We start from the raw sequence: 26,480 nt of genomic DNA, 5'->3' as shown, positions 1-26,480 counted from the left end.
GCCGACCGCCGGAAACGGGATGAAGATGACCGCGACAGCACCCTGGACAATCGAAAAGCCGACCGCCCTGCTCGTTCTTGCCGACGGCACTGTCATCGAAGGCAAGGGCATCGGCGCCACCGGCAAGGTCCAGGCCGAAGTCGTCTTCAACACGGCGCTGACCGGCTACGAGGAGATCATGACGGATCCGTCCTATCTCGGCCAGATCGTCACCTTCACCTTTCCGCATATCGGCAATATCGGCACCAATGATGAAGACATCGAGGATTTGACGCCTGCCGCCCGTCACGGCGCCGTCGGCGTCATTTTCAAGGCCGACATCACCGAACCCTCGAGCTACCGCGCCGCCAAGCACCTCGACCAGTGGCTGAAGGCGCGCGGCATCATCGGCCTCTGCGGCATCGACACGCGCGCGCTGACCGCCTGGATCCGCGAGAACGGCGCCCCGAACGCGGTGATCGCCCATGACCCGAACGGCGTCTTCGACATCGAGACGCTGAAGGCCGAAGCCAAAGCCTGGAGCGGCCTCGAAGGCCTCGACCTTGCCAAGATCGCCTCCTCGGGCCAGTCCCTGCAATGGGCCCAGACCCCGTGGGCCTGGAACGAAGGCTACGGCGAACTCGCCGCTGCGGACGCGAAATACCACGTCGTCTGCCTCGATTACGGCGTCAAGCGTAACATCCTGCGCCTGTTTGCCGGCCTTGGCTGCAAGGTGACGGTTATGCCGGCCACGACGAGCGCCGAAGACGTGCTCGCCATGCAGCCGGACGGCATCTTCCTGTCGAACGGCCCTGGCGATCCGGCAGCGACAGGCGAATATGCCGTGCCCGTGATCAAGACGCTTATTAAGACCGACATCCCGCTCTTCGGCATCTGCCTCGGCCATCAGATGCTGGGTCTCGCCCTCGGCGCCAAGACCGAGAAGATGCATCAGGGCCATCACGGCGCCAACCACCCCGTCAAGGACCATACGACAGGCAAGGTCGAGATCGTCTCGATGAACCACGGTTTCGCGGTCGACTCGAAGTCGCTGCCCGATGGCGTTGAAGAGACTCATATTTCGCTTTTCGACGGCACCAATTGCGGTCTGCGCGTCCTCGGCAAGCAGGTCTTCTCGGTCCAGCATCATCCGGAAGCCTCTCCCGGCCCGCAGGACAGCCACTATCTCTTCCGCCGCTTCATCAACATGGTGCGCGAGAAGAAGGGCGAGCCGGCGCTGGCCGAACGCTGATTTCAAGGCATGACGATTTCGGATGAAGGCCCGCTCGACCGGGCCTTTTTCTTTGCCACCATATTGACCTCAACTTAGCTTGAGGAATTACAGAACTGCCTGCAGACATCTGATGCAGGAGAAAACGGATGAGCGGAGCTTTCTATCGAGTCGACAAGTTCATCGTGCCGGCGGCGGCGCGCGAGGAGTTTCTGGTCAATGTGATGATGGTCCACAAGGTGTTGGAGGCCCAGGACGGCTTCATCGATCACACGGTGCTGGAGCAGGTCGCCGGTCCCGGCGAATTCAATTTCGTGACGATCGCCCAGTGGAAAAGCGCCGATGTCGTCGAGCGCGTGCGGGCAGCCGTCGCGGCCGCGCACAAGGCCGCGAATTTCGATCCGCAGGAAATGTTTGCGCGTCTTGGCATTCGCGCCGATCTCGCCAGCTACAAGCCTGTCGCGGCCTGAGGGAAAGACGGTCGGCCGGAGCGTGATGCCGAAAAGTGTAAGCGGTTTTCGGACGACATCATGCTCCAACGTTCTAGGCGCCGACGGTAGACCCTTCCCGACGAAGGAGAAGGTAAAACCGCCCGCAGAGCATGACGGCGGCAGCTGCCAGCCCGACGAGGAAGCCGAACCAGATGCCGATGCCCCCGAAACCCAGCGGGAAGGCGAAGGTCCAGGCGAGCAGGAAGCCGATTGGCCAATAGGCGATCAGCGCCATGATCATCGGCACGCGCGCATCCTTGAGGCCGCGCAGCAATCCGTTGGCGACGACCTGCAGCCCGTCGACGAGCTGGAAAAGCCCGGCGACGACGATCAGCGGGCCGGCATAGGCCAGCACCTCGGGCGCCTCGGGCGAACTGAGGTCGAGAAACCAGCTGCCGAGGAATTGCGGCATCGTGGCAAAGAGGACCGAGCCCACCGCCGAGATGGCGCAGGCGAGAATGACCACCATGATCGACGCACGCACCACCCCATCGTAATCACCCTGCCCATGCGCCACGCCGACGCGCACCGTCGCCGCCTGGCTGAGGCCGAGGGGGATCATGAAGGCGATCGAAGCCCATTGCAGTGCAATGCCGTGGGCGGCAAGCTCGATGGTGCCGATATAGCCCATCAGCAGCGAAGCCACCGTGAACAGGCTGACCTCGGCAAGCACGGTGACGCTGATCGGAAAACCGAGCCGGATGACCTCCAACAGCGCATGCCAGTCGGGCTTCCAGAACCTGACGAAGATCTCGTAGCGCCGCGTCTCCTCCCGCTTCTGGACGAAGGCGAGAATGAAGAGGAAACCGGCCGTCTGCACAACGACCGAAACGATCGCCGCACCCTCGAGCCCCATTGCCGGGAACCCGAAATGGCCGAGTACGAGCATGTAGGCGAAGATCGCGTTCAGCACCAGCGTGGCGATGGTCACGTTGAGGATGATGCCCGCCTTGCCGATGGCGCTGACCAGCGCCCGCATGACGTTGAAAAGCAGGGCCGGCAGCACACCGAACTGGCCGATGACGATGTAGCCGTGGGCAAGCCGTGCCACCTCCGGCTTCTGCTGCGCGAAGAGCAGGATCTGCTCCGAATTAAAGAAGGCGGGCTGCATGATGATCCAGTATCCCGTCACCACCCAGAGGCCCATGCGCAGCGACCGGCGCACGGAGATGACGTCGCCACGGCCATAGGCCTGCGCCACCATCGGAATGACGGCGATGGCAAAGCCGGAGCCGAAAAGCAGGATCGTGAACAGGAACTGCGCCGAAAGCACCATCGCCGCCAGGTGTTCTGCCCCGAGCCGGCCGACGATCATCACGTCGGTGGTGTTGATGCCGAGCTGGGCAAGCTGGGCGCCGATCAGCGGAATACCGAGCGCCAGTGTTGCGCGGAAATGCGCGCCCCAGCGGTTATCGGTTGTCGGCGCAATCCTGCGCGCGTCGATCGGCGTGTCCATGACACCATTCCTGTGGTTGAAATATGCGTCGCCGCGCAGTTTCTCGGCGAAATATCATCTGGATTTAGATGAAAGCCCCGCAAAGAACCACCCCAAAGGGGCAAATGATGAAAAATTCATCATCGTATCAGCGTTTCTGATCGGTCAACCCGCCGCTTCCAGCACCTCGGTCCGCTGGCGAACCCGGACGCGCATGAGGAACACGCCGGCAGCCAGCAGGATGAACAGGGCAGCCATCAGATAGGGAGCGCCGGCGAAGGTGACCGGCGCATCGGGGCGCGTGAAATAGCCGAACATCTGCGTGAAGATCAGCGGCCCGACGATGGTCGTGATGCTGCTGAGGCTGGTCAGCGCGCCTTGCAGCTCGCCCTGCGCCGAAGGCGGCACCTTGCCGGCGGCGATGCTGCGCAACGGCGGGTCGGCGACGTTTTCCATGACAGTCGCGACGATGACGACGTAGACGACCCAGCCCTCCCAGGCAAAGGCATAGCCGGTCAGCCCCGCAGCCGAAAAACAAAGGCCGAGAAGTGCGGTCTTCCATTCGCCGAGCCGAGGCACGACGCGCGGCAGAACCAGTCCCATGACGAGTGCTGCGCCGATGCCGTAGATGCCGAGCGACAGGCCGATCTGCCCTTCGCTCCAGCCGTAGCGATAGGTCGAGACGAACGACCAGACCGAGGGATAGACGGCATGCGCCAGGAAGAACAGGAACATGACGAGGCTGACCCAGCCGATGCCGGGATAATGGCGCATCTGCCGCAGCGCGCCGAGCGGATTGGCGCGCTTCCACTCGAACCGGCGGCGGTTCTTCGCCTCCAGCGTTTCCGGCAACAGGAAGCAGGCGGCGATGAAGTTGAGGAGCGATAGCGCAGCCGCGCCGAGGAACGGCACGCGCGGGCCGAATTCGCCGAGAAACCCGCCGACCACAGGGCCGATCGTGAAGCCGACGCCGAAGGCGATGCCGATCAGCCCGAAATTCTTCGCCCGGTTCTCCTCCGTGCTGATGTCGGCGATATAGGCCGAGCAGGTGGCGAAGCTGCCGCCGCTGATGCCGGCAAGAACGCGGCCGACGAACAGCATCCAGAAGCTGGTGGCGATGCCGCAGATGAAATTGTCGATCGCGAAGGTCAGCACCGAAAGCAGAAGGACCGGCCGGCGGCCGAAACGATCTGACAGGTTTCCAAGCAGCGGTGCAAACAGGAATTGCATGCCGGCATAGACCAGCATCAACCAGCCGCCGTCGACCGCCGCATCGCTGACGCTACCGCCGGTCAGTTGCTCGAGATAGGCCGGCAGAACCGGCATGATGATGGCGATGCCGATAATGTCGAGGAAGAGGATGATGAAAACCAGGAAAAGGCCGCGACGAACGAATTTTGGATCCAACATGAGGCATCTCTACAGCGGTTGTTTCTGGAAAGACGATTTCGTCGCCGCCAAAGTGACATAGCTCAGAAAAGAAACCGAAACAATCCGTGAACATTCAAAGTTTCGATGTGCTGTACGGGAAATTTATGCAGCATCCTGGTTGCAAGTGCCCCAAGCCCCGAAGAAGTGGACACTGAAGGGATCTTGCCTGTTATCTCAGTCCGGTGAATGCATCGAAATCTATGCCACGGCTCCGAAAGCGCCAAGGAGCTTCGCAAGCGCACCTTCGTTGCGATAGGGAAATGTTCTTTGCACCAGCTCCGGGCTCAGCCGCGGCTGGAGGCTGCGCGCCTCGACCTCATTGTGCCTCCGCCGCACTTCATCACCGCGCAGAGCATGAGCTGCGGCGAGCAAGATCAGCGACCGCCACGACTTCTTGGGAATATTCTCGAAATCCTCGACCGCATCATCCGCCCGGCCTTGCTGAAACCGGATAATCCCCCTGACCGCCCAGAACCACACAGGCGGATATTTCGCCTTCCTGAAGCATTCTTCGATTTCGGTTGCAGCCGTTTCCAGATCACCGACGTAGTGAAGCATCTCGGCATGATCGGCGCGAATCTCAATGTCGCCCGGCGCCAGGTCGCGTGCTTTGACATAGTGGGATTCCGCGCCATCATAGTTTCGCATCACCAGTTGAACCGATGCCGCCGCGTAGTGGGAAAAGGCATGGTTATTGTCGAGCTGCAGGCCAATGCGCGAGATGTCTTCGGCGCGACGCAGTCGCTCGATCACGCCTTCCATAGAGAAGGAATAGGTCAGTGCAAGCGCATACATCGCATGCGCGTCGATGAGCGTTGGATCAAGTTCCGTCGCCTTCTGGAAGAAGCGCTCTGCGTCGGGCAGCAGATGTTTCGCGTCGAGCATCCTGCCGTAAAGAAAATACTCGTATGCCGACCAGGAAGCCTCTGATTTCCTGGCAATCGTCGTTGATGCAGCGGAAAGCACCTTGTCGACGACGAGCGACACGATCCCCGCCGCCACCGATTCGATGGCGTCGATATCGCAATCCGCAGGAAGATCGAAAGCCCTCGACCAGAGGATGGATGTGGCCGAGGTGCGCAGGAACCTGACGTTCAACCGGAACGGACCCGCCCCATGAATGCCGATGCTGACCGTGTAGTCGTGGGAGCGGCTGCCCATTTCAGCCGCCGAGGCGGACGCGACGTCGATCCAGTGTCGCTCCGAAAGGAACTGTTCGAGGCCGGAGGTGATCAACCCCATGACCTCCTGCTGATGGGGAAGAGCCGAAGACGCGACGCCAACCCTGACCAGGACTTTTTCTCTATCCAACGATGCTGCCGATCCGGCAATGCGCGAGGGCTCCGCTTTCATGGTTCCCGTATGAGGCGGCTGCCAGTGCCAGACGCGAACAGGCCGCTCGATATTCTTCAGACGTTTTTCGCCGCCCTCCACGAACTCGCCGCCGATCCGCGCGGCAATCTGGTGATAGACACCATCGGTAATGCTGATGCCGCCGGGCACGGCGCCTGCCTCAACCCGGGAGGCGACATTTACGCCGTCACCGAACATATCGGTACCGTCGACCAGCACGTCGGCAAGGTTGATCCCGATCCTGAGAACCATGCGGGCGCCCGGCTCGCTGCGCACCAGTTCGCCCTGGATCGCCATCGCACATTCGACCGCCCCGGTGGCGGAATCGAACACGGACAAGGTTCCGTCGCCGATCAGCTTGAATATCCTGCCGCCGTTGCGCTCGATGTTCGGCGCGATGACGTCAGCCTGCAACGCCTTGATCAGAGCAAGGGTCGCCTCTTCGTCACTCTCCATGAGGCGGGCGTAACCGACCACGTCCGTGGCCATGATTGCCGCCAACCGTCGCTTGACAGGAACGCTCGCCATTCGCCCTCCGAGAAGTTCCCACAGATCGCAGCCGCAAGTTTAGCGAGGCTAACACAGAACCGCTCCTCCGTCTTCGCGCGGGCAGACAAACCCGAGCAGAAGATGATGGCGGCGCGAAAACCGCGCTCCCTTGCAATCGCCGCAAAGGCATCCAGATCACTCAAGGGAAGATCGTTCATTGTGCATTTTTCCGCACGGCCCGTTCGATACCATCCGGATTATCGGACAAATGCGAAAGCGGTAGAACGACATCCGACAGCGCCGCTCCGGCGCAATGCCCAATCGCGCCGCACGGCGCATATGATGGAGAAGACAATGCAGACCTATCGTTTGGGAAAAACCGGACCCGAAGTCTCCGCCATCGGGCTCGGCTGCATGGGCATGTCGGGCATGTACGGCCCTGCCGACCGCGCCGAAAGCATCGCCACGATCCATGCCGCGCTCGATGCCGGCATCAACCTGCTCGACACCGGCGACTTCTACGGCATGGGCCATAACGAGATGCTGATCGGCGAGGCATTGAAAGGCCGCAAGCTTGAGAATGCCGTCATCAGCGTCAAATTCGGCGCCCTGCGTGATCCCGCCTCTGCCTGGGGCGGCATCGACGCCCGCCCGGCCGCAGTGAAGAATTTCCTCGCTTATACGCTGCAGCGCCTCGGCGTCGATTATATCGACATCTACCGGCCGGCTCGCCTCGACCCGAACGTGCCGATCGAGGATACGGTCGGCGCCATCGCCGACATGGTCCAGGCTGGCTATGTCAGGCATATCGGCCTGTCGGAAGTCGGCGCCGACACGATCCGCCGCGCCGCCACCGTTGCCCCGATCGTCGACCTGCAGATCGAATATTCGCTGATCTCACGCGGCATCGAGGACCGCATCCTGCCGACGACACGCGAGCTCGGCATCTCGATCACCGCTTATGGCGTGCTCTCGCGCGGCCTGATCAGCGGCCATTGGCAGAAGGACCAGGCCGCCTCCGCCGGCGATTTCCGCACCCACAGCCCGCGCTTTCAGGAAGGCAATGTCGAGCAGAACCTCGCTCTGGTGGAAAAGCTACGCGAAATTGCCGAGGCAAAGAGCGTCTCTGTCGCCCAGATCGCCATCGCCTGGGTCGCCGCCAAGGGCAAGGACATCGTCCCGCTCATCGGCGCCCGCCGCCGCGACCGGCTGAGCGAGGCGCTCGGCTCCCGCGCGGTCGACTTGTCGCCAGACGATTTCGCCGCCATCGAACGTGCCGTGCCGAAGGATGCGGCGGCTGGCGGGCGTTACCCCGAACATATGCTGCAGCATATGGACAGTGAGAAGTAAGCAAAGGGCGGATTGAAGGGGCTTGAACGTTGTGCCGTGCGGCCCCTCATCCGCGCGACGACAGGAGCGAATGCGCTGAGCGCAAGCCAAGGGCAATCACTCCTTCCCGTCAGGAGAAGCCGCTACCCCCTCAAACCGGCCCGGAGAACGTATCACAGGCCGTCAACTGCCCGCTGTCGAACCCACGTTTGAACCACCTGACCCGCTGCGCCGACGTGCCGTGATTGAAGCTTTCCGGCACGACATAACCTTGCGAGCGCTTCTGCAGCGTGTCGTCTCCGATCTGTTGGGCGGCGTTCAGCGCCTCTTCAAGGTCGCCGGCCTCCAAAATACCCTTCTGCTGGGTATATTTGCCCCAGATGCCTGCGAAGCAATCGGCCTGCAGCTCGACGCGCACCGACATCTTGTTGGCCTCTTCCTCGCTCATGCGCTGACGGGCCTGATTGAACTTCGGCAGGATGCCGAGCAGGTTCTGCACGTGATGGCCGACCTCGTGGGAGACGACATAGGCCTCGGCGAAATCGCCGGATGCGCCGAACCGGTCGGAAAGCTCCTGGAAGAAGGCGGTGTCGAGATAGACCTTGTGATCCCCGGGGCAATAGAACGGCCCGGTTGCGGCCGAGGCAAAACCGCAGGCCGACTCCGTCTGGCCGGAGAAGAGAACGAGGCGCGGCTCTTCATACTCCTTGCCCTGCGCCTGGAAGATGCCGTGCCAGGTATCCTCGGTCTCGGCAAGAACGGTGCGCACGAAGGCGGTCATCTCGTCATTGGCGGGCGTGCGCGTGCCCGACTGGGTCTGCTCGTAGCCCGGGCCGCTCGACGTGCCGCCGGTATCGAGCACCTGCATCAGGTCGATGCCCATCGCCTTGAAGATTAGATAGATGACGACGAGGAAGATAATCGTGCCGATGCTCAAGCCCCCGCCGGCACGGCGAACGCCGCCGCCGGAGGGAAAATTGAAGCCGCCGCCGCGGCCGAAGGGACTGCCTCCGCTCGTCGGATCGCTACGGCGATCCTCGACATTGTCGGACTGACGCCGGCCTCTCCATTCCATCTTCTCTCTCCCCGGCAATGCCCGTGCGTATGCTCAAGGAGTTATATATCCGCCGGCGGATGGAATTCCAGCAACTTCATCGGGCTATCGGGTCACCGCGCCTGCTGCGCAGCACGATCGCAACCAGGATCGCGCCGATCAACGCCGCGACGAAGGCGGCCGGCCATTCCGCGCCGGTAAAAGCGACCCTGTGCATGATCCGGCCGGGCAGGAAAGTGAAGAGGCCGGCCAGCACGATCCCGCTGAGATAGAGACCCGTGACGATGCGCCTGTGCCGGCGGATATCGCCGCGGCGGGCGGCAGCGACAGCATTCCAGCTCCCGAACAGTGTCGAGATCGACAGAAGATGGATCGGGCTGAACCCGTGGAAGAGATTGATCTGGTGAATGAAGAAACTCGATGTCGCCGTCACCACCATCAGCGCCATCCAGAGCTTGCCGAGCAGCCGGTGCCGCGGCGTGCCCTTCGGGTTGAGCAGGATATAGGCGCCGAGAAGTGCGGCTGGTGTAACGGTGGCGACATGGATCTGGACGGCGAACGGGGCACTAAGAAGCGGTTCGAGGGTCATGGGCGGCATCCGGTTGAATTCGATCCCTCTTTCAGCCAAGACTTCCATGTCCTCAATCTGAACCGCGCGAACGGCAGGAAAACTTCGTGAATCACCCCTTCTTGCAATCCACGCTTCGCGAATTGCAGGTCTTTCTCCATTCCCGGCGCTTCTGGGGAACCTTTGCCGCGATCGTTCTGATCTTCGCCGTCACCGGCCCCTACGGCACGATGGAAAGCATGGCCTTCGGCGAACGCCTCACCTATTGGCTAAGCCTGCATGCTCTTGCCTGGACGATCGCCATTCTCTGCGCGGTGGTAGCAGAAAAGCTGCTGCGCGAGATGATCGCTTCGATGTTCACCCGCATGATGACGGGCTCGCTCGCCGCCGCCCTGCCGATCGGCTTTGCCGTCGGCCTTGTCCACTATGCCTTCACCGGCGAAACGACCACGCTGGAAAGCGGCCTGCAGCGCGCGCTTTTCTCGGTGCCACTCTGCGCCCTCTTCTGCCTTTTGACTTACATGGCGATGAGCGAAAGAATCGCGGAAGCGGCCGCACCCGAGGAAAACAATCCCGGCGCCTCGATCCTCGACCGGCTGAAGCCCGGGAATCGCGGCCCGCTGCTGCGCCTTTCCGTTCGCGATCATTATACCGAGGTCGTGACGAGCCGTGGGCGCGAACTGGTGCTCCTGCGTTTCGCCGATGCGCTGAAGGAAACCGCCGCGACATCGGGCCTTCGCGTCCATCGCTCGCACTGGGTGGCCGACGCTCATGTCGAAGGCATCAGACGTGACAATGGCCGGCTTACGATTCTCACCCGCGACGGCACGGAAATCCCGGTCAGCCGCAGCTATGCCGAGGATGTGCGCCGCCGCTTCACGTAAGGAAGCGCCGCCAAGCGCTTGACGGGACTCCGGATTTCGCTCTTCCTGAACCAAGAGGAGAATGCGGGAGGAAATGCCGATGAAGGCCGTACGCCTGGAAGCAACAGGAAAACTGCAGCTGCGCGAGGTCGAAAAGCCGGCGCCTGGCCCGGGCGAACTGCTGGTCCGCGTCGAAGCCTGCGGCATCTGCGGCACCGACCGCCATATCTTTCATGGCGAATTTCCCTCGAAGTCCCCGGTAACGCTCGGCCATGAATTCGCAGGGATCGTCGAAGCGGTCGGAGCTGGCGTCACCGATTTCCGCCCCGGCATGCGCGTGACCGGTGACCCGAACATCGCCTGCGGAGGCTGCGAGGAATGCCGGCGCGGCCGCGTCAATCTCTGCCGGAACCTGCAGGCGATCGGCATCCATTGCGACGGCGGTTTCGCAGATTATGTCTCCATGCCGCAAAGCCAGGCCTTCGCGCTGCCTGGTGATCTCGATCCGCTTCACGGCGCCTTCTGCGAGCCGCTCGCCTGCTGCATTCACGGCGTCGATCTCGGCGGGCTACAAGCCGGCTCGTCGGCGATCGTGCTCGGCGGCGGCGTCATCGGCCTTCTCACCATTCAACTGGCAAGGCTTGCCGGTGCGACCCGTGTCGTGCTGGTGACGCGGAGCGCCGAAAAGCGCCGGCTGGCCGAAAGCCTCGGGGCCACGGCGACCGCCGCCCCCGGCGACGGCGATATCATTGCCCGCATCACCGGCGAAGACGGGCTTCTGCCCGGTGGCGCCGATGTCGTCTTCGAATGTGCCGGCGTGGACGAAACCATGCAGCAGGCGCCCCGGCTTGCCCGGCGCGGCGGCACCGCCGTCATCCTCGGCGTCATGGCGCAGGGTGCGATGATCGAAATCGAGCCCTTCGACCTGCTCTTTCGCGAAGTCAGACTGACAGGCTCCTTCGTCAACCCCTTCACCCACGGGCGCGCCGCGGATCTCATCGCCTCGGGCAGGATCAAGGTCGAGCCGCTGATCTCAAGGCGCATCGGTCTTTCCGAAGCGCCGGAAGCGATCATCAATCCGGCGCGCGACGGCGAAATCAGGGTGCTCGTCGTGCCCGACGGGAAATAGCCTTTCGCATCGCATCGGAATTCCTGTCGATTCCGTGATTTATGGGGTTCCGTTTGCAAAAACATTTGCCTATAAGCCGCTTCTAGCCTGAAAAGACCTCAATGCGCGACCCGACCCGGTGACCTCCCACCCTGGCCGGCTTTTTGCGCAGCTAGAAACGGATATCGCCATGCCGAAGCGCCAAGACATCAAATCGATCCTCATCATCGGCGCGGGACCGATCGTCATTGGCCAGGCCTGCGAATTCGACTATTCCGGCACCCAGGCCTGCAAGGCGCTGAAGGAGGAAGGCTACCGAGTTATCCTCGTCAACTCCAACCCGGCGACGATCATGACCGATCCGGGCCTTGCCGACGCCACCTATGTCGAGCCGATCACCCCCGAGGTCGTCGCCAAGATCATCGCAAAGGAGCGCCCGGATGCGCTGCTGCCGACCATGGGCGGCCAGACGGCTTTGAATACCGCGCTTTCGCTGAAGCGCATGGGCGTGCTCGATCGCTACAATGTCGAAATGATCGGCGCCAAACCCGCCGCCATCGACATGGCCGAGGACCGCGCGCTGTTCCGCGAGGCCATGGCCCGTATCGGCCTGGAAACGCCACGCTCGATGCTGGCTAATGCCACCGATATCAAGGACCTCGACCGCAAGACCCACGAAGCCGAGCGCACCAAGCTGCGCGAAAGCCTTTCCGGCGCGGATCTCGATAAAGCGCTGGACGAGCTGGAAAACCAGTGGAACCTCGGCGAAAGCGACCGCAAGCAGCGCTACATGAACCATGCCGTGGCGATCGCCGCCCAGGCGCTCGACCATGTCGGCCTGCCCGCCATCATCCGCCCCTCCTTCACGCTTGGCGGCACCGGCGGCGGCATCGCCTACAACCGCTCGGAATTCTTCGAGATCGTCGGCGGCGGCCTCGATGCGTCCCCGACGACGGAAGTGCTGATCGAAGAATCGGTGCTCGGCTGGAAGGAGTATGAGATGGAGGTCGTCCGCGACAAGGCGGACAACTGCATCATCATCTGCTCGATCGAGAACATCGATCCGATGGGCGTCCACACCGGCGATTCGATCACCGTCGCCCCGGCGCTGACGCTGACCGACAAGGAATACCAGATCATGCGCAACGCCTCGATCGCGGTGCTGCGCGAGATCGGCGTCGAGACCGGCGGCTCGAACGTCCAGTTCGCCGTCAATCCGGAAGACGGCCGCCTCGTCGTCATCGAAATGAACCCGCGCGTGTCGCGCTCCTCCGCGCTCGCTTCCAAGGCCACCGGTTTCCCGATCGCCAAGGTCGCCGCCAAGCTTGCCATCGGCTACACGCTCGACGAACTGGAAAACGACATTACCGGCGGCGCAACGCCCGCCTCGTTCGAACCGTCGATCGATTACGTCGTCACCAAGATCCCGCGCTTCGCCTTCGAGAAATTCCCCGGCGCCTCGCCGGTTCTGACGACTGCGATGAAGTCGGTCGGCGAAGTCATGGCGATCGGCCGCACCTTCGCCGAATCGCTGCAGAAGGCGCTGCGCGGCCTCGAAACCGGCCTGACCGGCCTCGACGAAATCGAAATTCCCGATTTCGAGGAAGGCGAATCCAGCCAGAACGCCATCCGCGCCGCCATTGGCACACCGACGCCGGACCGCCTGCGCATGGTGGCCCAGGCGCTGCGCCAGGGCCTCAGCATCGAAGAGGTGCATGAAGGCTGCAAGATCGATCCCTGGTTCATCGCTGAGCTGAAGAACATCGTCGACATGGAAGCCCGCATCCGCGAGCACGGCCTGCCTGGCGATGCCGCGAACCTGCGCATGCTGAAGGCGATGGGCTTCTCCGACGCGCGTCTGGCGACACTGACCGGCAAGCGCCCGAAAGAAGTGGCCGAACTCCGCAACGGCCTGAACGTTCGCCCCGTCTTCAAGCGCATCGACACCTGTGCGGCCGAATTCGCTTCGCCGACCGCCTATATGTATTCGACCTACGAAACGCCCTTCGTCGGCGCCGCCCGTTCTGAAGCCCAGGTTTCCGATCGCAAGAAGGTCGTCATCCTCGGCGGCGGCCCGAACCGCATCGGCCAGGGCATTGAGTTCGACTATTGCTGCTGCCACGCCGCCTTCGCGCTGAAGGATGCCGGCTATGAAGCGATCATGATCAACTGCAACCCGGAAACCGTCTCGACCGACTACGACACGTCGGATCGCCTCTATTTCGAGCCGCTGACGGCCGAAGACGTGATCGAAATCCTGCGCGCCGAGCAGGAAAAGGGCGAAGTGGTCGGCGTCATCGTCCAGTTCGGCGGCCAGACGCCGCTGAAGCTTGCCGAGGCACTCGAAAAGAACGGCATCCCGATCCTCGGCACCGCGCCCGATATGATCGACCTTGCCGAAGACCGCGACCGCTTCCAGAAACTTCTGATGAAGCTCGACCTCAACCAGCCGAACAACGGCATCGCCTATTCGGTCGAGCAGGCCCGCCTGGTCGCCGCCGAAATCGGCTTCCCGCTGGTCGTGCGCCCGTCCTACGTGCTCGGCGGCCGCGCCATGCAGATCCTGCATTCGGAAGGCCAGCTGCAGACCTACCTGCTCGACACGGTTCCGGAACTGGTGCCCGAGGACATCAAGCAGCGTTATCCGAACGACAAAACCGGCCAGATCAACACCCTGCTCGGCAAGAACCCGCTGCTCTTCGACAGCTATCTCTCTCATGCCATCGAAGTCGACGTCGACTGCCTCTCCGACGGCACCGACGTCTATGTCGCCGGCATCATGGAGCATATCGAGGAAGCGGGTATCCACTCCGGCGACAGCGCCTGCTCGCTGCCGCCGCGCTCGCTGCCCGTCGAACTGCTCGACGAACTGGAACGCCAGGCCAAGGCCATGGCAAAGGCGCTCAATGTCGGCGGCCTGATGAACGTCCAGTTCGCCATCAAGGACGGCACGATCTACGTTCTCGAAGTCAATCCGCGCGCCTCGCGTACCGTGCCTTTCGTCGCCAAGACTATCGGCGCGCCGATCGCCAAGATCGCCGCCCGCGTCATGGCCGGCGAAAAGCTCGATGCGACCTTCGCCGCCTATGGCGAAAAGCCCGATCCGCGCAAGCTCACGCATATCGCCGTCAAGGAAGCCGTCTTCCCCTTCGCCCGCTTCCCCGGCGTGGACACGCTGCTCGGCCCGGAAATGCGCTCGACCGGCGAAGTCATCGGCCTCGACACCGATTTTGCGTTGGCTTTCGCCAAGTCGCAGCTCGGCGCCGGCGTCGAGCTGCCACGTGACGGAACGGTCTTCGTTTCCGTGCGCGACGAGGACAAGGCACGCGTGCTGCCGGCAATCCGCATCCTCGTCGAACAGGGCTTCAAGGTGTTGGCAACCGGCGGCACCGCCCGCTTCCTCGGCGAAAACGGCATCACCGCCACCAAGATCAACAAGGTTCTGGAAGGCCGCCCGCACATCGAGGACGCGATCCGCAACCGCCAGGTCCAGCTCGTCATCAACACCACCGACGGCAACAAGGCGATCTCGGACTCCAAGTCGCTGCGTCGTGCGACGCTGATGCAAAAGGTGCCCTATTACACGACGATGGCAGGCGCCGAAGCCGCCGCCCAGGCGATCAAGGCGCTGAAGGCAGGCAATCTCGAAGTGCGGCCGCTGCAAAGCTATTTCGCATAAAACATGGCGGCGCCACCGCTCGACGGGCGGTGGCGCGACCTTCGCCGGAATCGGTTTATCCGAACTCCGTCATATCTAGCTGAATCTTCAGCATATCCTCGCCAAACCGCGCCATCTCCTCCACCTTCGGCCGCTCGTCCGGAATGCGCGGCAGATAGGATGGATGCACGCTCAGGAAGAGCGCGCGTCCTCTTGGATCGCGTTGCTCTCCCCGTGCCCATTTTTGAAGCGTACCACCTGACGTCGCAATGGGTTGCGTTTCATTTATGCGAATTTTCTGGAAATCGGCCTTGGCGATCTGCTATAAGCGTTCGACTAGGATTGTGGCACGGTTCCGAAGCTCCCCTTCGGGACCTGTTTTCTTTTGTGTGTGCCTGACTGCGCGGACACGAAGACTGAAGGACAGAAAAATGGTTGAAAAGGTACCGATGACACAGGGTGGTTTCGTCAAGCTGCAGGAAGAGCTGCGCTGGCGTCAGCAGGAGGAGCGCCCCCGAATCATCGAGGCGATCGCCGAAGCCCGTGCCCATGGCGACCTTTCCGAAAACGCCGAATATCACGCTGCCAAGGAAGCCCAGAGCCACAATGAAGGCCGCATCAGCGAGCTGGAAGACCTGACGGCGCGCGCCGAGGTCATCGATCTCACCAAGATGTCGGGCCACAAGATCAAGTTCGGCGCCAAGGTGAAGCTCGTTGACGAGGATACTGAGGAAGAAAAGACCTACCAGATCGTCGGCGACCAGGAAGCCGATGTGAAGGCCGGCCGCATCTCCATCTCCTCCCCGATCGCGCGTGCGCTGATCGGCAAGGAAGTCGGCGATTCCATCGAGGTCAATGCGCCCGGCGGCTCCAAGGCCTACGAAATCCTCCAGGTTTCCTGGGGCTGATCGCCCGCCAGACACGAGATCCATTCCTTGCCTGATATACGTGACGTCGAGATCATCGCGCCCAATTTCAAGCGCCGGCTCTCCGGCGTCACGTCGACCATCGTCCAGCTCATCCCATGCCAGATCCGGCTGGGCATCCGGATCGCAACCCTCGGCCCAGGCCTGCCCGAAGGCCTGGCGCAGCTGAGGTGGTCGCAACTCCTTAGCCTCTGGCGCCCGCCGGTCGGCCGCCACCACCGCGTCTGGCACGCCCGCCGCAACAACGAAATGGCCACCGGCATTCTGCTTCGCCATGTCTTGCGCATGCCGGTGAAGCTGCTCTTCACCTCGGCCGCGCAACGCCGCCACACCGCCTATACGAAATGGCTGATCCGCCGCATGGACGCGGTAATTGCGACCAGCGACCGGTCGGGTTCCTTCCTCGAGGTGCCTCATACGGTCATCCAGCACGGCGTCGACCTTTCCCTGTTCCACCCGCCTGAAACGGCGGAGGACGACATTGCCGCCACCGGCCTGCCCGGCCGCTATCTCGTCGGTTGTTTCGGCCGCGTTCGCCATCAGAAAGGCACCGACCTCTTCGTCAAGGCGATGATCGAACTGCTGCCGCAACACGCCGAGTGGACGGCCGTCGTCTCCGGCCGGGTGACGGCGGAACACGCCGCTTTCGGCGACAAGCTCAAGGCGGATGTCGCCGCCGCTGGCCTCAGCGACCGTATCCTCTTCCTCGGCGAGGTGCCCGATATCAAGGTCTGGTATCGCCGCCTGACGCTTTACGTCGCCCCTTCCCGCAATGAGGGCTTCGGCCTGACGCCGCTCGAAGCCATGGCCTCGCGAACTACAGTGGTGGCATCGAATGCCGGCGCCTATGCCGAGCTCGTCGCCGAAGGCGAGACCGGCACCGTGGTGGCTGCCGGCGACGGCGAAGCGCTGACGCGGGCGATCGCCCCTTACATTGCAGACCCCGCTCTGGCGATTGCGCATGGCGAGAATGCGCTGCGCCATGTCAGGGCGAATTTCGCGCTGGAGAAGGAAGCAAGCGCGATCGGCGCCGTCTACAACAGCCTTCTCGGCGACAACCGCGGCTGAGCGGAAAAGAAAACGGCCCGTCGGATAACGGGCCGCTCTCGGGATTGTGAATAATAGGACTGATTATTCGGCGGGCTGGAGCCCGGCGGTTGACGTCTCGTCAATCTGGCCGCCCAGCGCCGCGGCGAGCTGCACGGTGTCGAGTTCCTTTTCCCAGCGCGCGACGACGATCGTCGCGACCGCATTGCCGACGAGGTTCGTCAGCGCCCGGCATTCCGACATGAAGCGGTCGATGCCGAGGATGAGCGCCATGCCGGCGACCGGCACGGAGGGCACGACGGAGAGCGTTGCGGCAAGCGTGATGAAGCCGGCGCCGGTGATGCCGGCGGCACCCTTGGAGCTCAGCATCGCCACCAGGAGCAGCAGGATCTGGTCACCCCAGGAGAGATGGATGCCGGTTGCCTGGGCAATGAACAGGGCCGCCAGCGTCATGTAGATATTGGTGCCGTCGAGGTTGAAGGAATAGCCTGTGGGGATGACGAGACCGACCACCGAGCGCTTGCAGCCGGCCTTTTCCATCTTGTTCATCAGTCCCGGAAGTGCTGCCTCCGAAGACGAGGTTCCGAGGACCAGCAGCAGCTCTTCCTTGATGTAACGCAGCAGCGCCAGGATCGAGAAGCCGTTATAGCGGGCAACGGCGCCGAGCACGACGAGGACAAAGAGCAACGAGGTGAGATAGAAGGTGCCGATCAGCATGGCGAGGTTGGCGATCGATCCGATGCCGTATTTGCCGATGGTGAAGGCCATGGCGCCGAAGGCGCCGATCGGGGCGGCCTTCATCAGGATGGCGACGAGCTTGAAGACCGGAGCCGTCAGGGCATTGAGGAAATTGACGACCTGCTCGCCCTTTTCGCCGACCATGGCGAGCGCGATGCCGAAGAGCACCGAGAAGAAAAGCACCTGCAGAATGTCGCCATCGGCAAAGGCGCCGACGATCGTCGTCGGGATGATATTGCTGAGGAAGCCGACGATGCTCTGTTCATGCGCCTTCTCGGCAAAGGTGGCGACGGTCTTCGGGTCGAGCGAAGCCGGATCGATGTTCATGCCGGCGCCGGGCTGGACGACATTGGCGACGATCATGCCGATGATGAGAGCCAGCGTCGAGAAGGTCAGGAAGTACAGCATCGCCTTGCCTGCGACGCGGCCGACTTTCTTCAGGTCGCTCATGCCGGCGATGCCGGTTGCGACCGTCAGGAAGATGACCGGCGCGATCACCATCTTGACGAGCTTGATGAAGGCATCGCCGAGCGGCTTCAGCTGCGTGCCGAGGTCGGGATAAAAATGGCCGAGAACGATACCCGCGGCGATTGCCACGAGAACCTGAACGTAAAGATGCGCGTAAAAGGGCTTCTTGCCCTTGCTGTCTGCGACTGCATGCAATGGTGCTGCGATCATGATGTCCTCCTAAAGGCTCGTCCGGAACGAACTCCGGCCTCCCGAGCCGTTCGCTTCACTCCAACAGCTCAGCCGTTGTTACCACCTCCTTCGCAACCGCCGTGCCAGTTTCGCAGCACCGCCATAACAACTTGATTTGATTAAATAAAAATTTTCGCACCTATCAATGCATCGTTAAGAAATGCGGAAATCCGCACAAATCCATTTGCATCTAGTGCAGAAAAGTGCACAAATTCCCCCATGTCCTTATCCGTATCGTCGCTGTGGCCCGCCCTGCCCCTGCACCATCGCATCCGTCGGATGTGGTGGGCCTATGCGGTCGTCGCGCTCCTTGCCGTCGTGGCAAGCCTCTGGGCGAGCGGCGAGATCGGCCGGCGCCGGGCAGAGGCCGCCCTCGCGGAACAGGCCCGCATGGATGCAAGGCTGAATGCCGCGCTGCTGCGCACCGTCCTTGAAAAATACCGGGCCCTTCCCTTCGTGCTGTCACAGGACAACGCACTCGCCACAGCACTCGCCGGAGGCGATGCCGGCGCCTTCGAGCGGCTCAGCCAGAAGCTGGAAATGCTGGCGGCGGGCACGAAAGCCGCCGTCATCTATGTTATCGACAAGGACGGCATGGCCGTTTCGGCCAGCAACTGGCGCGAGCCGACCAGTTTCGTCGGCAATGACTATCGCTTCCGGGAATATTTTCAGGGCGCCGTCGCCCAAGGACAGGCCGAGCATTTCGCCCTCGGCACCGTCAGCAAGAAACCCGGCCTTTATATCTCGGAGCGAATATCCGGCAGCAACGGCCTCCTCGGCGTCGTCGTGGTCAAGGTGGAATTCGACGACGTCGAGGCGGATTGGAACGCCACCGACGCCCCTTCCTATGTCGTCGACGATCGCGGCATCGTCCTTATCACCAGCATTCCGTCATGGCGGTTCATGACGATCGGCCGGATCGCAGGGGACCGGCTGACGGCGATCCGCGAAAGTCTGCAGTTCGGCGATGCGCCGCTTCAGCCTCTGCCGCTCGATACCGTCCGAAACCTCGGCGACAGGCTCGACGTCGTCGAGATCGTCATGCCGGGCGGCGCCGGAAAGACCAGGTTTCTCGATGTCGGCACGCCGGTTCCCGAGACCGGATGGCGTTTGCAGCACCTGGTGGCGCTCGGCCCCGCCGTCGATGCCGGAATTCGCGAAGCCCGCATGCTGGCGCTCCTCACACTCCTGCCGCTGCTCGCCGCAGCCGCCTTCCTGCTGCGCCGGCGCCAGGCGGTCACCCTCAGGATATCAAGGGAGCAGCAGGCGCGCGAGGAACTGGAACGGCGTGTGACCGAGCGGACGCTCGATCTCAGCCAGGCGCGCGACCGGCTGCAAGCCGAAATCGTCGGTCACAGGAGCACGGAGCAGAAGCTGCAGGCGGTGCAGCAGGATCTGGTGCAGGCGAACCGCCTGGCGATCCTCGGTCAGGTGGCCGCCGGCGTCGCCCACGAGATCAACCAGCCGGTCGCGACCATTCGCGCCTATGCGGACAACGCCCGCACCTTCCTCGACCGCGGCCAGACCGCGCCCGCCGGCGAAAACCTCGAGAATATCGCGACGCTGACGGAGCGTATCGGCGCGATCACCGAGGAACTAAAGACCTTTGCCCGCAAGGGCCGCGGTAGTGCCGAGCCGACCGGCTTGAAGGACGTCATCGAGGGGGCCGTGATGCTGCTCCGCAGCCGCTTTGCCGGGCGCATGGACACGCTTGATATCGACCTGCCGCCTGCCGACCTGCAGGTCATGGGAAACAGGATCCGCCTCGAACAGGTGCTCATCAACCTGCTTCAGAATGCGCTGGAGGCTGTCGCCCCGAAAGCCGACCTCGGCCGCGTCGAGGTCCGGACCTCGGTCGATGCGAAGACGGTGACCCTGACGGTCGCCGACAACGGCCCCGGCATTTCGCCTGATATCCGCAAAGGCCTGTTCACGCCGTTCAACACATCAAAGGAAAAGGGCCTGGGGCTCGGGCTCGTCATCTCCAAGGATATCGTCGGCGATTACGGCGGCCGGATGGAGGTCGACAGCGACGACAAGGGAACCCGGTTCATCGTTCATCTCCGGAGGGCTTGAGATCATGGACACACTAAGCCCCGTTGCGCTGATCGACGACGACAAGGATTTGCGCCGCGCCACCGCCCAGACGCTCGAACTCGCCGGCTTTTCCGTTTCAGCCTATGACGGCGCGAAAGCCGCGCTGGCGGACCTGCCGGCGGATTTTGCCGGCCCCGTCGTCACCGATATCCGCATGCCCGAAATCGATGGGCTGCAGTTCTTCGCCACGCTCAAGGGCATGGATGCAGACCTGCCGGTGATTTTGATGACCGGCCACGGCGATATTCCCATGGCCGTCCAGGCCATCCAGGACGGCGCCTATGATTTCATCGCCAAACCCTTCGCCGCCGACCGGCTCGTCCAAAGCGTGCGCCGCGCGAGCGAAAAACGACGGCTCGTTCTGGAAAATCGCATGTTGCGCAGGGCGGCCGAAAATGCGCAGGAAACCTTGCCCCTGATCGGCCAGACGCCGGTCATGGAAAACCTGAGAAACATTCTTCGCCACATCGCTGATACCGATGTGGACGTGCTAGTCGCCGGCGAAACCGGCAGCGGCAAGGAAGTCGTCGCCCAGATCCTGCACCAGTGGAGCCGGCGCCGGAAGGGTAATTTCGTGGCGCTGAACTGCGGGGCGCTCCCCGAAACCGTCATCGAAAGCGAGCTCTTCGGCCACGAGGCCGGCGCCTTTACCGGTGCCCAGAAGCGCCGTACAGGCCGCATCGAACACGCAAGCGGCGGCACGCTTTTCCTCGACGAGATCGAGAGCATGCCCGTCGCCACGCAGGTTAAGATGCTGAGGGTGCTGGAAATGCGTGAAATCACGCCGCTCGGCACCAACGAGGTGCGCCCGGTCGATCTGCGCGTGGTCGCTGCTGCCAAGATCGACCTCGGAGATCCCGATGTGCGCGGCGATTTTCGCGAGGATCTCTATTACCGGCTGAACGTCGTGACGATCTCCATTCCGCCGCTGAGAGAACGCCGCGACGATATTCCGCTGTTGTTTTCTCATTTCGCCGCTCGCGCCGCCGAGCGCTTCCGCCGCGATGTGCCCGAGCTTTCGCCCGATGTGCGACGCCATCTCGCCGCACATGCCTGGCCGGGCAATGTCCGCGAGCTTTCCCATTATGCCGAACGCGTGGTGCTCGGCGTCGAAGGCCGTGGACCGGCAGTAGTTCCTCAACCGCCGGCGGGCGGCACGCTTCCCGAACGGCTGGAACGTTATGAGGCGGAGATCATTCGCGACGCTCTGTCGGCCAATGACGGCGACGTGCGCCGCACCATCGAGGCGCTCGGCATTCCCAGGAAGACCTTCTACGACAAGCTCCAGCGCCACGGCATCAACCGCGGCGGCTATGCCTCGCGCAAGTAGCGGCGATCAAGGTCCGTGGCCGTTCAGACTTCCACCAGTCCCAGCTTCTTCACCTGCCGGATCGTCAGCATGGTGCGCACCGTATCCACGTGCTCGTTCGCCGTCAGCACCTCGATGACGAAATCCTGGAAGCTGGTGAGGTTTTCCGCCACGCAATGCAGCAGGAAATCGCTGTCGCCCGAGACCATCCAGGCCTGGCGCACGAGCGGCCATTCGGTGGTGGCGGCGGCAAAGGCCTTGAGGTTGCCTTCCGATTGGTGCTTGAGGCCGACCATGCAGAAGGCGACGAGGTCGAAGCCGAGCTTCGGGCTGTTCAGCATCGCGTGATAGCCCTCGATGACCCCCGCTTCCTCGAGCTTGCGCACCCGGCGGAGGCACGGCGGCGCCGAGATGCCGACCCGGTCGGCGAGCTCCACGTTGGTCATGCGGCCGTCGGCCTGCAGCTCCCGGAGGATCTTTATGTCGATGACGTCGAGTTCCGTCCGCCCCACATCATTGCCTTTCTTTAATTCTCCGCGGCGAGCTTCTATATAAAGCCGCGGAATACGCAAGAAAGTTTCACTGTGATGACGGATTCTTGCACAACAGGAAGATTTGCCTTGTTGGTAATGCAAGGCTGCCCTTGAATAATAGCATTGGACGTTCATAAATGGCGCATGGACCGCGAAACGGCCGCAATCGCCACCTAGCCGCCGCTCTCCTGCCAGTCGAAAGGAAATGACATGCCTGCCCGCCACACGAAGGTGCTCATCATCGGTTCCGGACCCGCCGGCTATACCGCCGCGGTCTATGCCGCGCGCGCCATGCTGAAACCGGTTCTGATCGCCGGTCTCGAACAGGGCGGCCAGCTGATGATTACCACCGACGTCGAGAATTATCCGGGCTTTGCCGATCCGATCCAGGGTCCCTGGCTGATGGAGCAGATGCTGCAGCAGGCCAAACATGTCGGCGCCGAGATCGTCAACGACCTCGTGACCGAAGTCGATATGAACCAGCGTCCCTTCGTCGCCCGCACCGACAGCGGCCAGGTCTGGACAGCAGATACTTTGATCATCGCCACGGGCGCCAAGGCCAAGTGGCTCGGCATCGAGAGTGAACAGCATTTCCAGGGCTTCGGCGTCTCGGCCTGCGCCACCTGCGACGGTTTCTTCTATCGCAACAAGGACGTGATCGTAGTCGGCGGCGGCAACAGCGCCGTCGAGGAGGCTCTTTATCTCTCCAATATCGCCAAATCGGTCACATTGGTGCATCGTCGCGATTTCTTCCGGGCGGAGAAGATCCTGCAGGAACGCCTGTTCTCCAAGGAAAACGTCAAGGTGCTGTGGAACACCGAGGTGGCCGAAATCACTGGTACGCCGGCCAAGCCCCCGATGCCGCAATCCGTTTCCGGCGCGCGCCTGCGCGACACGCGCACGGGCGCCATCACGGAAATGGCGATCGACGGCGTCTTCGTCGCGATCGGCCATGCCCCGGCAACCGAGCTTTTCAAGGACAGATTGAAGCTGAAGGACAATGGCTATCTCTGGACGGCGCCCGATTCGACCGCGACCAGCCTGGAGGGGGTCTATGCCGCCGGCGACGTCACGGACGATACGTTCCGCCAGGCAATCACCGCCGCCGGCATGGGATGCATGGCAGCGCTTGAAGCCGAACGATACCTGACGGGCCACATGCCCGTCGCCGTGGCCGCGGAGTAAGACCGGCATGAGAGGCGGGGGAATGCCATTGGATTGGGACAAGCTGCGTATTTTTCACGCAGCGGCCGAGGCGGGTTCGTTCACGCATGCGGCAGATAAACTGCATCTGTCCCAATCCGCCATCAGCCGTCAGGTAAGCGCGCTGGAGCAGGATGTCGGCACCAAGCTATTTCACCGCCATGCGCGCGGCCTGATCCTGACGGAACAGGGCGAACTGCTTTACCGCACCGCCCATGACGTGCTGCTGAAGCTCGAAACCGTGAAGATGCAGCTCACCGAGACGACCGAGACGCCGTCCGGCAAGCTGCGCGTCACGACGACCGTCGGCCTCGGCCAGGGCTGGCTGACCGACAAGATCCAGGAATTCCTGCAGCTCTATCCCGATGTGCAGATCCAGCTCATCCTCGACAACGAGGAAGTGGATGTGAACATGCGCCATGCCGACTGCGCGATCCGCCTGCGCCAGCCTCAGCAGTCCGACCTCATCCAGCGCAAGCTCTTCACCGTGCACATGCACGTCTATGCGGCGCCTTCCTATATCAACCGCCACGGCGAACCGCAGAAGATCGAGGATCTCGACAATCACCGCATCATCACCTTCGGCGAGCCGGCACCGAGCTACCTGCTCGACGTCAACTGGCTTGAGGTCGCCGGTCGCTCGTCCGACAACAAGCGCATCCCGCATCTGCAGATCAACAGCCAGACCTCGATCAAGCGGGCCTGCCTGCTCGGCATCGGCGTCGCCTGCCTGCCGGATTACATCGTCGGCCGCGACCCGGGCCTGATTCAGCTGGCGATCAACGCCGATGTCCCCTCTTTCGATACTTATTTCTGCTATCCCGACGAAATCAAGAACGCCGCCAAGTTGAAGGCCTTCCGAGATTTCATCGTCAGCAAGGCCAGAAACTGGAACTTTTGATCCCGGTTTTATGGAATAAATTGCAACTATGCAGAAGGCGCATGACTGGCATGCACAAAAAAGGGTTGTTGTTTGCCCATTAAACGACCATATCGCACATAGCTGATGCACATGGTGGCTTTTCCTCCCAGTTCCACCGCATTAGCTGTTCCCCTCTGGAGGTTTTTGACCTTCACACTTATAAGGGCCCTGGTTTTCCAGTGGCCCTCTTTTTTTGCCTTGCCTCCTCGATAAATGCCGCATCGCAAAAAAATTGTGCGGCGCATAGCAGACATGCACAAAAAAGCATTGAAACCTGCACAAGGAAGCACCATATCCATTCCAGCTGATGCATTTTGTGGTTTCTCTCCCAGTACCACCGCATTAGCTGTTCCCCTCTGGAGGTTTTTGACCTTCACAATTATAAGGGCCCTGGTTTTCCAGCGGCCCTCTTTTTTTGCCTAAAATTTGCTCACTCAGCAAAACCCGCCGCCTCACATCTCCGTGATTTGCATATCGACACCTACCGATCCATATATCGGCTAAATACGATTTATAGTTCGGCGAATGACGATGGATAAAGACGAAATCATCAAAGCCCTCGCCCATCCCGCACGGATGGACATTCTGAGTTGGCTGAAAAATCCTGAGGAACACTTCCCCTCGCAGGAACACCCTTTCGAAATGGGTGTCTGTGCCAGCCAGTTCGAGCGCTGCGGCCTGTCGCAGTCGACGGTCTCCGCCCATTTGGGAACGCTGCACCGCGCCGGCCTCGTCACCACCAAACGCGTCGGCCAGTGGATCTTCTACAAGCGCAACGAAGAAACGATCGCCGCTTTCCTGAAGCAGCTGACACAGGATCTATGACATGCCGCTTTCCCTTCTCGTTCTTGCCTTGAGCTCCTTTGCGATAGGCACCACCGAATTCGTCATCATGGGCCTTCTGCCGGAGGTCGCCGCCGATCTCCAGGTGACCATTCCTCAGGCCGGGTGGCTGGTTACCGGTTATGCGCTGGCAGTCGCCATCGGCGCACCCGTGATGGCCGTTTTGACCGCGAAGCTGAAACGCCGCACCGCGTTGATCGCACTGATGGCCTTCTTCATCGTCGGCAACCTGCTTTGCGCTCTCGCGAGCGATTATTGGGTCTTGATGATCGCGCGCATCGTCACTGCGCTCTGCCATGGCGCCTTCTTCGGCATCGGCTCGGTCGTCGCCGCCGGCCTCGTCGCGGAAGACCGCAAGGCTCGCGCCGTCGCGCTCATGTTCACCGGGCTGACGCTCGCCAACGTCCTTGGCGTGCCGCTCGGCACCGCGATCGGCCAGGCCTATGGCTGGCGCGCCACCTTCGGTGTCGTCACCGTCATCGGCATCGTCACCATATCGGGCCTGATCGCCGTCCTGCCGAAGGACAGGCAGCAGGAAAACGGCAGCATCCTGCGCGAGATCGCCGCGCTCAGAAATGGCGGCCTGTGGCTGGCGCTCTCCACCACCGTCTTCTTCGCCGCCTCGATGTTTACCCTCTTCACCTATATCGCACCGCTCCTGCGGGATGTGACCGGCGTTTCGCCGGAAGGCGTCACCTGGACGCTGTTTCTGATCGGCCTCGGGTTGACTGTCGGCAACCTTGTCGGCGGCAAGCTTGCCGACTGGCGGCTCGGCGCGACGCTTGCCGGTGTCTTCGTGGCGATCGCCGTCACCTCGATCGCCTTCAGCTATACGAGCCGCTTCTTGATCCCGGCTGAAATCACCCTCTTCCTCTGGGCGCTGGCAAGCTTTGCCGCCGTGCCGGCGCTTCAGGTCGGCGTCGTCGGCTTCGGCAAGGATGCCCCGAACCTCGTCTCGACGATCAACATCGGCGCCTTCAACACCGGAAATGCGCTGGGTGCCTGGGCAGGTGGCCTGGTCATCGACGCCGGCTTCGATCTCACCCGCGTTCCGCTCGCCGCAGCCTTGATGGCCCTGATCGGCCTTGGCGCGACGGCGCTCACCTATCTCTCCGCCAGGGGCCGGGCCGCCCTTGCCCCTGCCGAGTGATCTTCCCGCAAAAGAAAGGACTAT

General features: G+C 62.3%; 22 protein-coding genes and 1 pseudogene. 14 read left to right on the top strand and 9 right to left on the bottom strand.

Going from position 1 to position 26,480, the window contains the following annotated elements; genetic code table 11:
* Positions 1 to 25 precede the first annotated feature (25 nt).
* A complete protein-coding gene (gene carA / locus EFD55_RS04745; protein WP_125843469.1) occupies positions 26 to 1,231 on the top strand; it encodes a glutamine-hydrolyzing carbamoyl-phosphate synthase small subunit in 1,206 nt (401 codons plus the stop codon).
* Between the two features lie 128 nt (positions 1,232 to 1,359).
* On the top strand, positions 1,360 to 1,680 hold the full coding sequence (locus tag EFD55_RS04740; protein WP_125843468.1) for an antibiotic biosynthesis monooxygenase family protein: 321 nt from the start codon (positions 1,360 to 1,362) through the stop codon (positions 1,678 to 1,680).
* Between the two features lie 73 nt (positions 1,681 to 1,753).
* Here EFD55_RS04740 and EFD55_RS04735 read toward each other — a convergent pair whose 3' ends face one another.
* The 4 genes and pseudogenes from EFD55_RS04735 to EFD55_RS34265 form a co-directional block, all read right to left on the bottom strand.
* On the bottom strand, positions 1,754 to 3,157 hold the full coding sequence (locus tag EFD55_RS04735) for an MATE family efflux transporter (RefSeq protein ID WP_125843467.1): 1,404 nt from the start codon (positions 3,155 to 3,157) through the stop codon (positions 1,754 to 1,756).
* Between the two features lie 144 nt (positions 3,158 to 3,301).
* On the bottom strand, positions 3,302 to 4,546 hold the full coding sequence (locus EFD55_RS04730) for a TCR/Tet family MFS transporter (RefSeq protein ID WP_125843466.1): 1,245 nt from the start codon (positions 4,544 to 4,546) through the stop codon (positions 3,302 to 3,304).
* 219 nt (positions 4,547 to 4,765) lie between these two features.
* Entirely contained in the window at positions 4,766 to 6,448 is a 1,683-nt protein-coding gene (locus EFD55_RS04725) for an adenylate/guanylate cyclase domain-containing protein (protein WP_125843465.1), read from the bottom strand.
* Between the two features lie 44 nt (positions 6,449 to 6,492).
* Positions 6,493 to 6,627 (bottom strand): annotated as a pseudogene (locus EFD55_RS34265) (LysR family transcriptional regulator); the annotation flags it as partial.
* A gap of 136 nt (positions 6,628 to 6,763) precedes the next feature.
* Between EFD55_RS34265 and EFD55_RS04715 the strand changes: the two are divergent.
* On the top strand, positions 6,764 to 7,759 hold the full coding sequence (locus tag EFD55_RS04715) for an aldo/keto reductase (RefSeq protein ID WP_125843463.1): 996 nt from the start codon (positions 6,764 to 6,766) through the stop codon (positions 7,757 to 7,759).
* 130 nt (positions 7,760 to 7,889) lie between these two features.
* Here the strand turns inward: EFD55_RS04715 and ypfJ are convergent, their stop codons facing one another.
* Complete coding sequence (gene ypfJ / locus EFD55_RS04710; protein ID WP_125843462.1) at positions 7,890 to 8,813, bottom strand: KPN_02809 family neutral zinc metallopeptidase; 924 nt, start codon at positions 8,811 to 8,813, stop codon at positions 7,890 to 7,892.
* A gap of 76 nt (positions 8,814 to 8,889) precedes the next feature.
* Entirely contained in the window at positions 8,890 to 9,420 is a 531-nt protein-coding gene (locus tag EFD55_RS04705) for a DUF2306 domain-containing protein (protein WP_125843461.1), read from the bottom strand.
* Positions 9,421 to 9,467: 47 nt separating this feature from the next.
* On the opposite strand from EFD55_RS04705, the gene EFD55_RS04700 reads away from it, so the two are divergent.
* The 5 genes from EFD55_RS04700 (at position 9,468) to EFD55_RS04680 (ending at position 16,983) form a co-directional block, all read left to right on the top strand.
* Positions 9,468 to 10,244, top strand: a complete 777-nt coding sequence (locus EFD55_RS04700) for a LytTR family DNA-binding domain-containing protein (RefSeq protein WP_125843460.1) — start codon at positions 9,468 to 9,470, stop codon at positions 10,242 to 10,244.
* A gap of 79 nt (positions 10,245 to 10,323) precedes the next feature.
* Complete coding sequence (locus tag EFD55_RS04695) at positions 10,324 to 11,352, top strand: zinc-dependent alcohol dehydrogenase family protein (protein WP_125843459.1); 1,029 nt, start codon at positions 10,324 to 10,326, stop codon at positions 11,350 to 11,352.
* A gap of 169 nt (positions 11,353 to 11,521) precedes the next feature.
* Complete coding sequence (gene carB, locus EFD55_RS04690; protein ID WP_125843458.1) at positions 11,522 to 15,010, top strand: carbamoyl-phosphate synthase large subunit; 3,489 nt, start codon at positions 11,522 to 11,524, stop codon at positions 15,008 to 15,010.
* Positions 15,011 to 15,420: 410 nt separating this feature from the next.
* Positions 15,421 to 15,897, top strand: coding sequence for a transcription elongation factor GreA (gene greA, locus EFD55_RS04685; protein WP_010028762.1), 477 nt, complete (start codon positions 15,421 to 15,423; stop codon positions 15,895 to 15,897).
* 27 nt (positions 15,898 to 15,924) lie between these two features.
* Entirely contained in the window at positions 15,925 to 16,983 is a 1,059-nt protein-coding gene (locus EFD55_RS04680; protein ID WP_125843457.1) for a glycosyltransferase family 4 protein, read from the top strand.
* A 63-nt stretch (positions 16,984 to 17,046) separates the two neighbouring features.
* Here the strand turns inward: EFD55_RS04680 and EFD55_RS04675 are convergent, their stop codons facing one another.
* A complete protein-coding gene (locus EFD55_RS04675) occupies positions 17,047 to 18,378 on the bottom strand; it encodes a dicarboxylate/amino acid:cation symporter (RefSeq protein ID WP_125843456.1) in 1,332 nt (443 codons plus the stop codon).
* A 240-nt stretch (positions 18,379 to 18,618) separates the two neighbouring features.
* Between EFD55_RS04675 and EFD55_RS04670 the strand changes: the two genes are divergently transcribed.
* Complete coding sequence (locus EFD55_RS04670; RefSeq protein ID WP_125843455.1) at positions 18,619 to 20,475, top strand: sensor histidine kinase; 1,857 nt, start codon at positions 18,619 to 18,621, stop codon at positions 20,473 to 20,475.
* A 4-nt stretch (positions 20,476 to 20,479) separates the two neighbouring features.
* Positions 20,480 to 21,826, top strand: a complete 1,347-nt coding sequence (locus EFD55_RS04665; protein ID WP_125843454.1) for a sigma-54-dependent transcriptional regulator — start codon at positions 20,480 to 20,482, stop codon at positions 21,824 to 21,826.
* Between the two features lie 23 nt (positions 21,827 to 21,849).
* On the opposite strand, the gene EFD55_RS04660 is transcribed toward EFD55_RS04665, so the two are convergent.
* Positions 21,850 to 22,317, bottom strand: a complete 468-nt coding sequence (locus tag EFD55_RS04660; RefSeq protein ID WP_125843453.1) for an Lrp/AsnC family transcriptional regulator — start codon at positions 22,315 to 22,317, stop codon at positions 21,850 to 21,852.
* A 231-nt stretch (positions 22,318 to 22,548) separates the two neighbouring features.
* On the opposite strand from EFD55_RS04660, the gene trxB reads away from it, so the two are divergent.
* Both trxB and EFD55_RS04650 read left to right on the top strand, forming a co-directional pair.
* Positions 22,549 to 23,523, top strand: coding sequence for a thioredoxin-disulfide reductase (trxB, locus tag EFD55_RS04655; RefSeq protein WP_125843452.1), 975 nt, complete (start codon positions 22,549 to 22,551; stop codon positions 23,521 to 23,523).
* Between the two features lie 22 nt (positions 23,524 to 23,545).
* Positions 23,546 to 24,442 carry a LysR family transcriptional regulator VtlR gene (locus tag EFD55_RS04650; protein WP_004671024.1) on the top strand — a complete coding sequence of 299 codons (897 nt, stop codon included), beginning with the start codon at positions 23,546 to 23,548 and terminating at the stop codon, positions 24,440 to 24,442.
* Between the two features lie 26 nt (positions 24,443 to 24,468).
* On the opposite strand, the gene EFD55_RS04645 is transcribed toward EFD55_RS04650, so the two are convergent.
* Positions 24,469 to 24,840 carry a hypothetical protein gene (locus EFD55_RS04645; protein WP_125843451.1) on the bottom strand — a complete coding sequence of 124 codons (372 nt, stop codon included), beginning with the start codon at positions 24,838 to 24,840 and terminating at the stop codon, positions 24,469 to 24,471.
* A 154-nt stretch (positions 24,841 to 24,994) separates the two neighbouring features.
* Between EFD55_RS04645 and EFD55_RS04640 the strand changes: the two genes are divergently transcribed.
* Complete coding sequence (locus EFD55_RS04640; protein WP_125843450.1) at positions 24,995 to 25,288, top strand: ArsR/SmtB family transcription factor; 294 nt, start codon at positions 24,995 to 24,997, stop codon at positions 25,286 to 25,288.
* 1 nt (position 25,289) lies between these two features.
* Positions 25,290 to 26,456 carry an MFS transporter gene (locus EFD55_RS04635; RefSeq protein WP_125843449.1) on the top strand — a complete coding sequence of 389 codons (1,167 nt, stop codon included), beginning with the start codon at positions 25,290 to 25,292 and terminating at the stop codon, positions 26,454 to 26,456.
* Positions 26,457 to 26,480 lie beyond the last annotated feature (24 nt).

The organism is Rhizobium pisi, from assembly GCF_003938655.1.
GTDB lineage: Bacteria > Pseudomonadota > Alphaproteobacteria > Rhizobiales > Rhizobiaceae > Rhizobium > Rhizobium pisi.
This window is presented reverse-complemented; position numbering and strand designations above follow the sequence as displayed.

Bases quoted from the DNA above. Each gene is read 5' to 3' on its own strand.
- EFD55_RS04670 (WP_125843455.1), top strand. From the start codon at position 18,619: ATGTCCTTATCCGTATCGTCGCTGTGGCCCGCCCTGCCCCTGCACCAT.
- trxB (WP_125843452.1), top strand. From the start codon at position 22,549: ATGCCTGCCCGCCACACGAAGGTGCTCATCATCGGTTCCGGACCCGCC.
- ypfJ (WP_125843462.1), bottom strand. From the start codon at position 8,813: ATGGAATGGAGAGGCCGGCGTCAGTCCGACAATGTCGAGGATCGCCGT.
- EFD55_RS04715 (WP_125843463.1), top strand. From the start codon at position 6,764: ATGCAGACCTATCGTTTGGGAAAAACCGGACCCGAAGTCTCCGCCATC.
- EFD55_RS04730 (WP_125843466.1), bottom strand. From the start codon at position 4,546: ATGTTGGATCCAAAATTCGTTCGTCGCGGCCTTTTCCTGGTTTTCATC.
- EFD55_RS04725 (WP_125843465.1), bottom strand. From the start codon at position 6,448: ATGGCGAGCGTTCCTGTCAAGCGACGGTTGGCGGCAATCATGGCCACG.
- EFD55_RS04665 (WP_125843454.1), top strand. From the start codon at position 20,480: ATGGACACACTAAGCCCCGTTGCGCTGATCGACGACGACAAGGATTTG.
- EFD55_RS04640 (WP_125843450.1), top strand. From the start codon at position 24,995: ATGGATAAAGACGAAATCATCAAAGCCCTCGCCCATCCCGCACGGATG.
- EFD55_RS04650 (WP_004671024.1), top strand. From the start codon at position 23,546: ATGCCATTGGATTGGGACAAGCTGCGTATTTTTCACGCAGCGGCCGAG.
- EFD55_RS04695 (WP_125843459.1), top strand. From the start codon at position 10,324: ATGAAGGCCGTACGCCTGGAAGCAACAGGAAAACTGCAGCTGCGCGAG.
- carB (WP_125843458.1), top strand. From the start codon at position 11,522: ATGCCGAAGCGCCAAGACATCAAATCGATCCTCATCATCGGCGCGGGA.
- carA (WP_125843469.1), top strand. From the start codon at position 26: ATGACCGCGACAGCACCCTGGACAATCGAAAAGCCGACCGCCCTGCTC.
- EFD55_RS04740 (WP_125843468.1), top strand. From the start codon at position 1,360: ATGAGCGGAGCTTTCTATCGAGTCGACAAGTTCATCGTGCCGGCGGCG.
- EFD55_RS04635 (WP_125843449.1), top strand. From the start codon at position 25,290: ATGCCGCTTTCCCTTCTCGTTCTTGCCTTGAGCTCCTTTGCGATAGGC.
- greA (WP_010028762.1), top strand. From the start codon at position 15,421: ATGGTTGAAAAGGTACCGATGACACAGGGTGGTTTCGTCAAGCTGCAG.
- EFD55_RS04675 (WP_125843456.1), bottom strand. From the start codon at position 18,378: ATGATCGCAGCACCATTGCATGCAGTCGCAGACAGCAAGGGCAAGAAG.
- EFD55_RS04735 (WP_125843467.1), bottom strand. From the start codon at position 3,157: ATGGACACGCCGATCGACGCGCGCAGGATTGCGCCGACAACCGATAAC.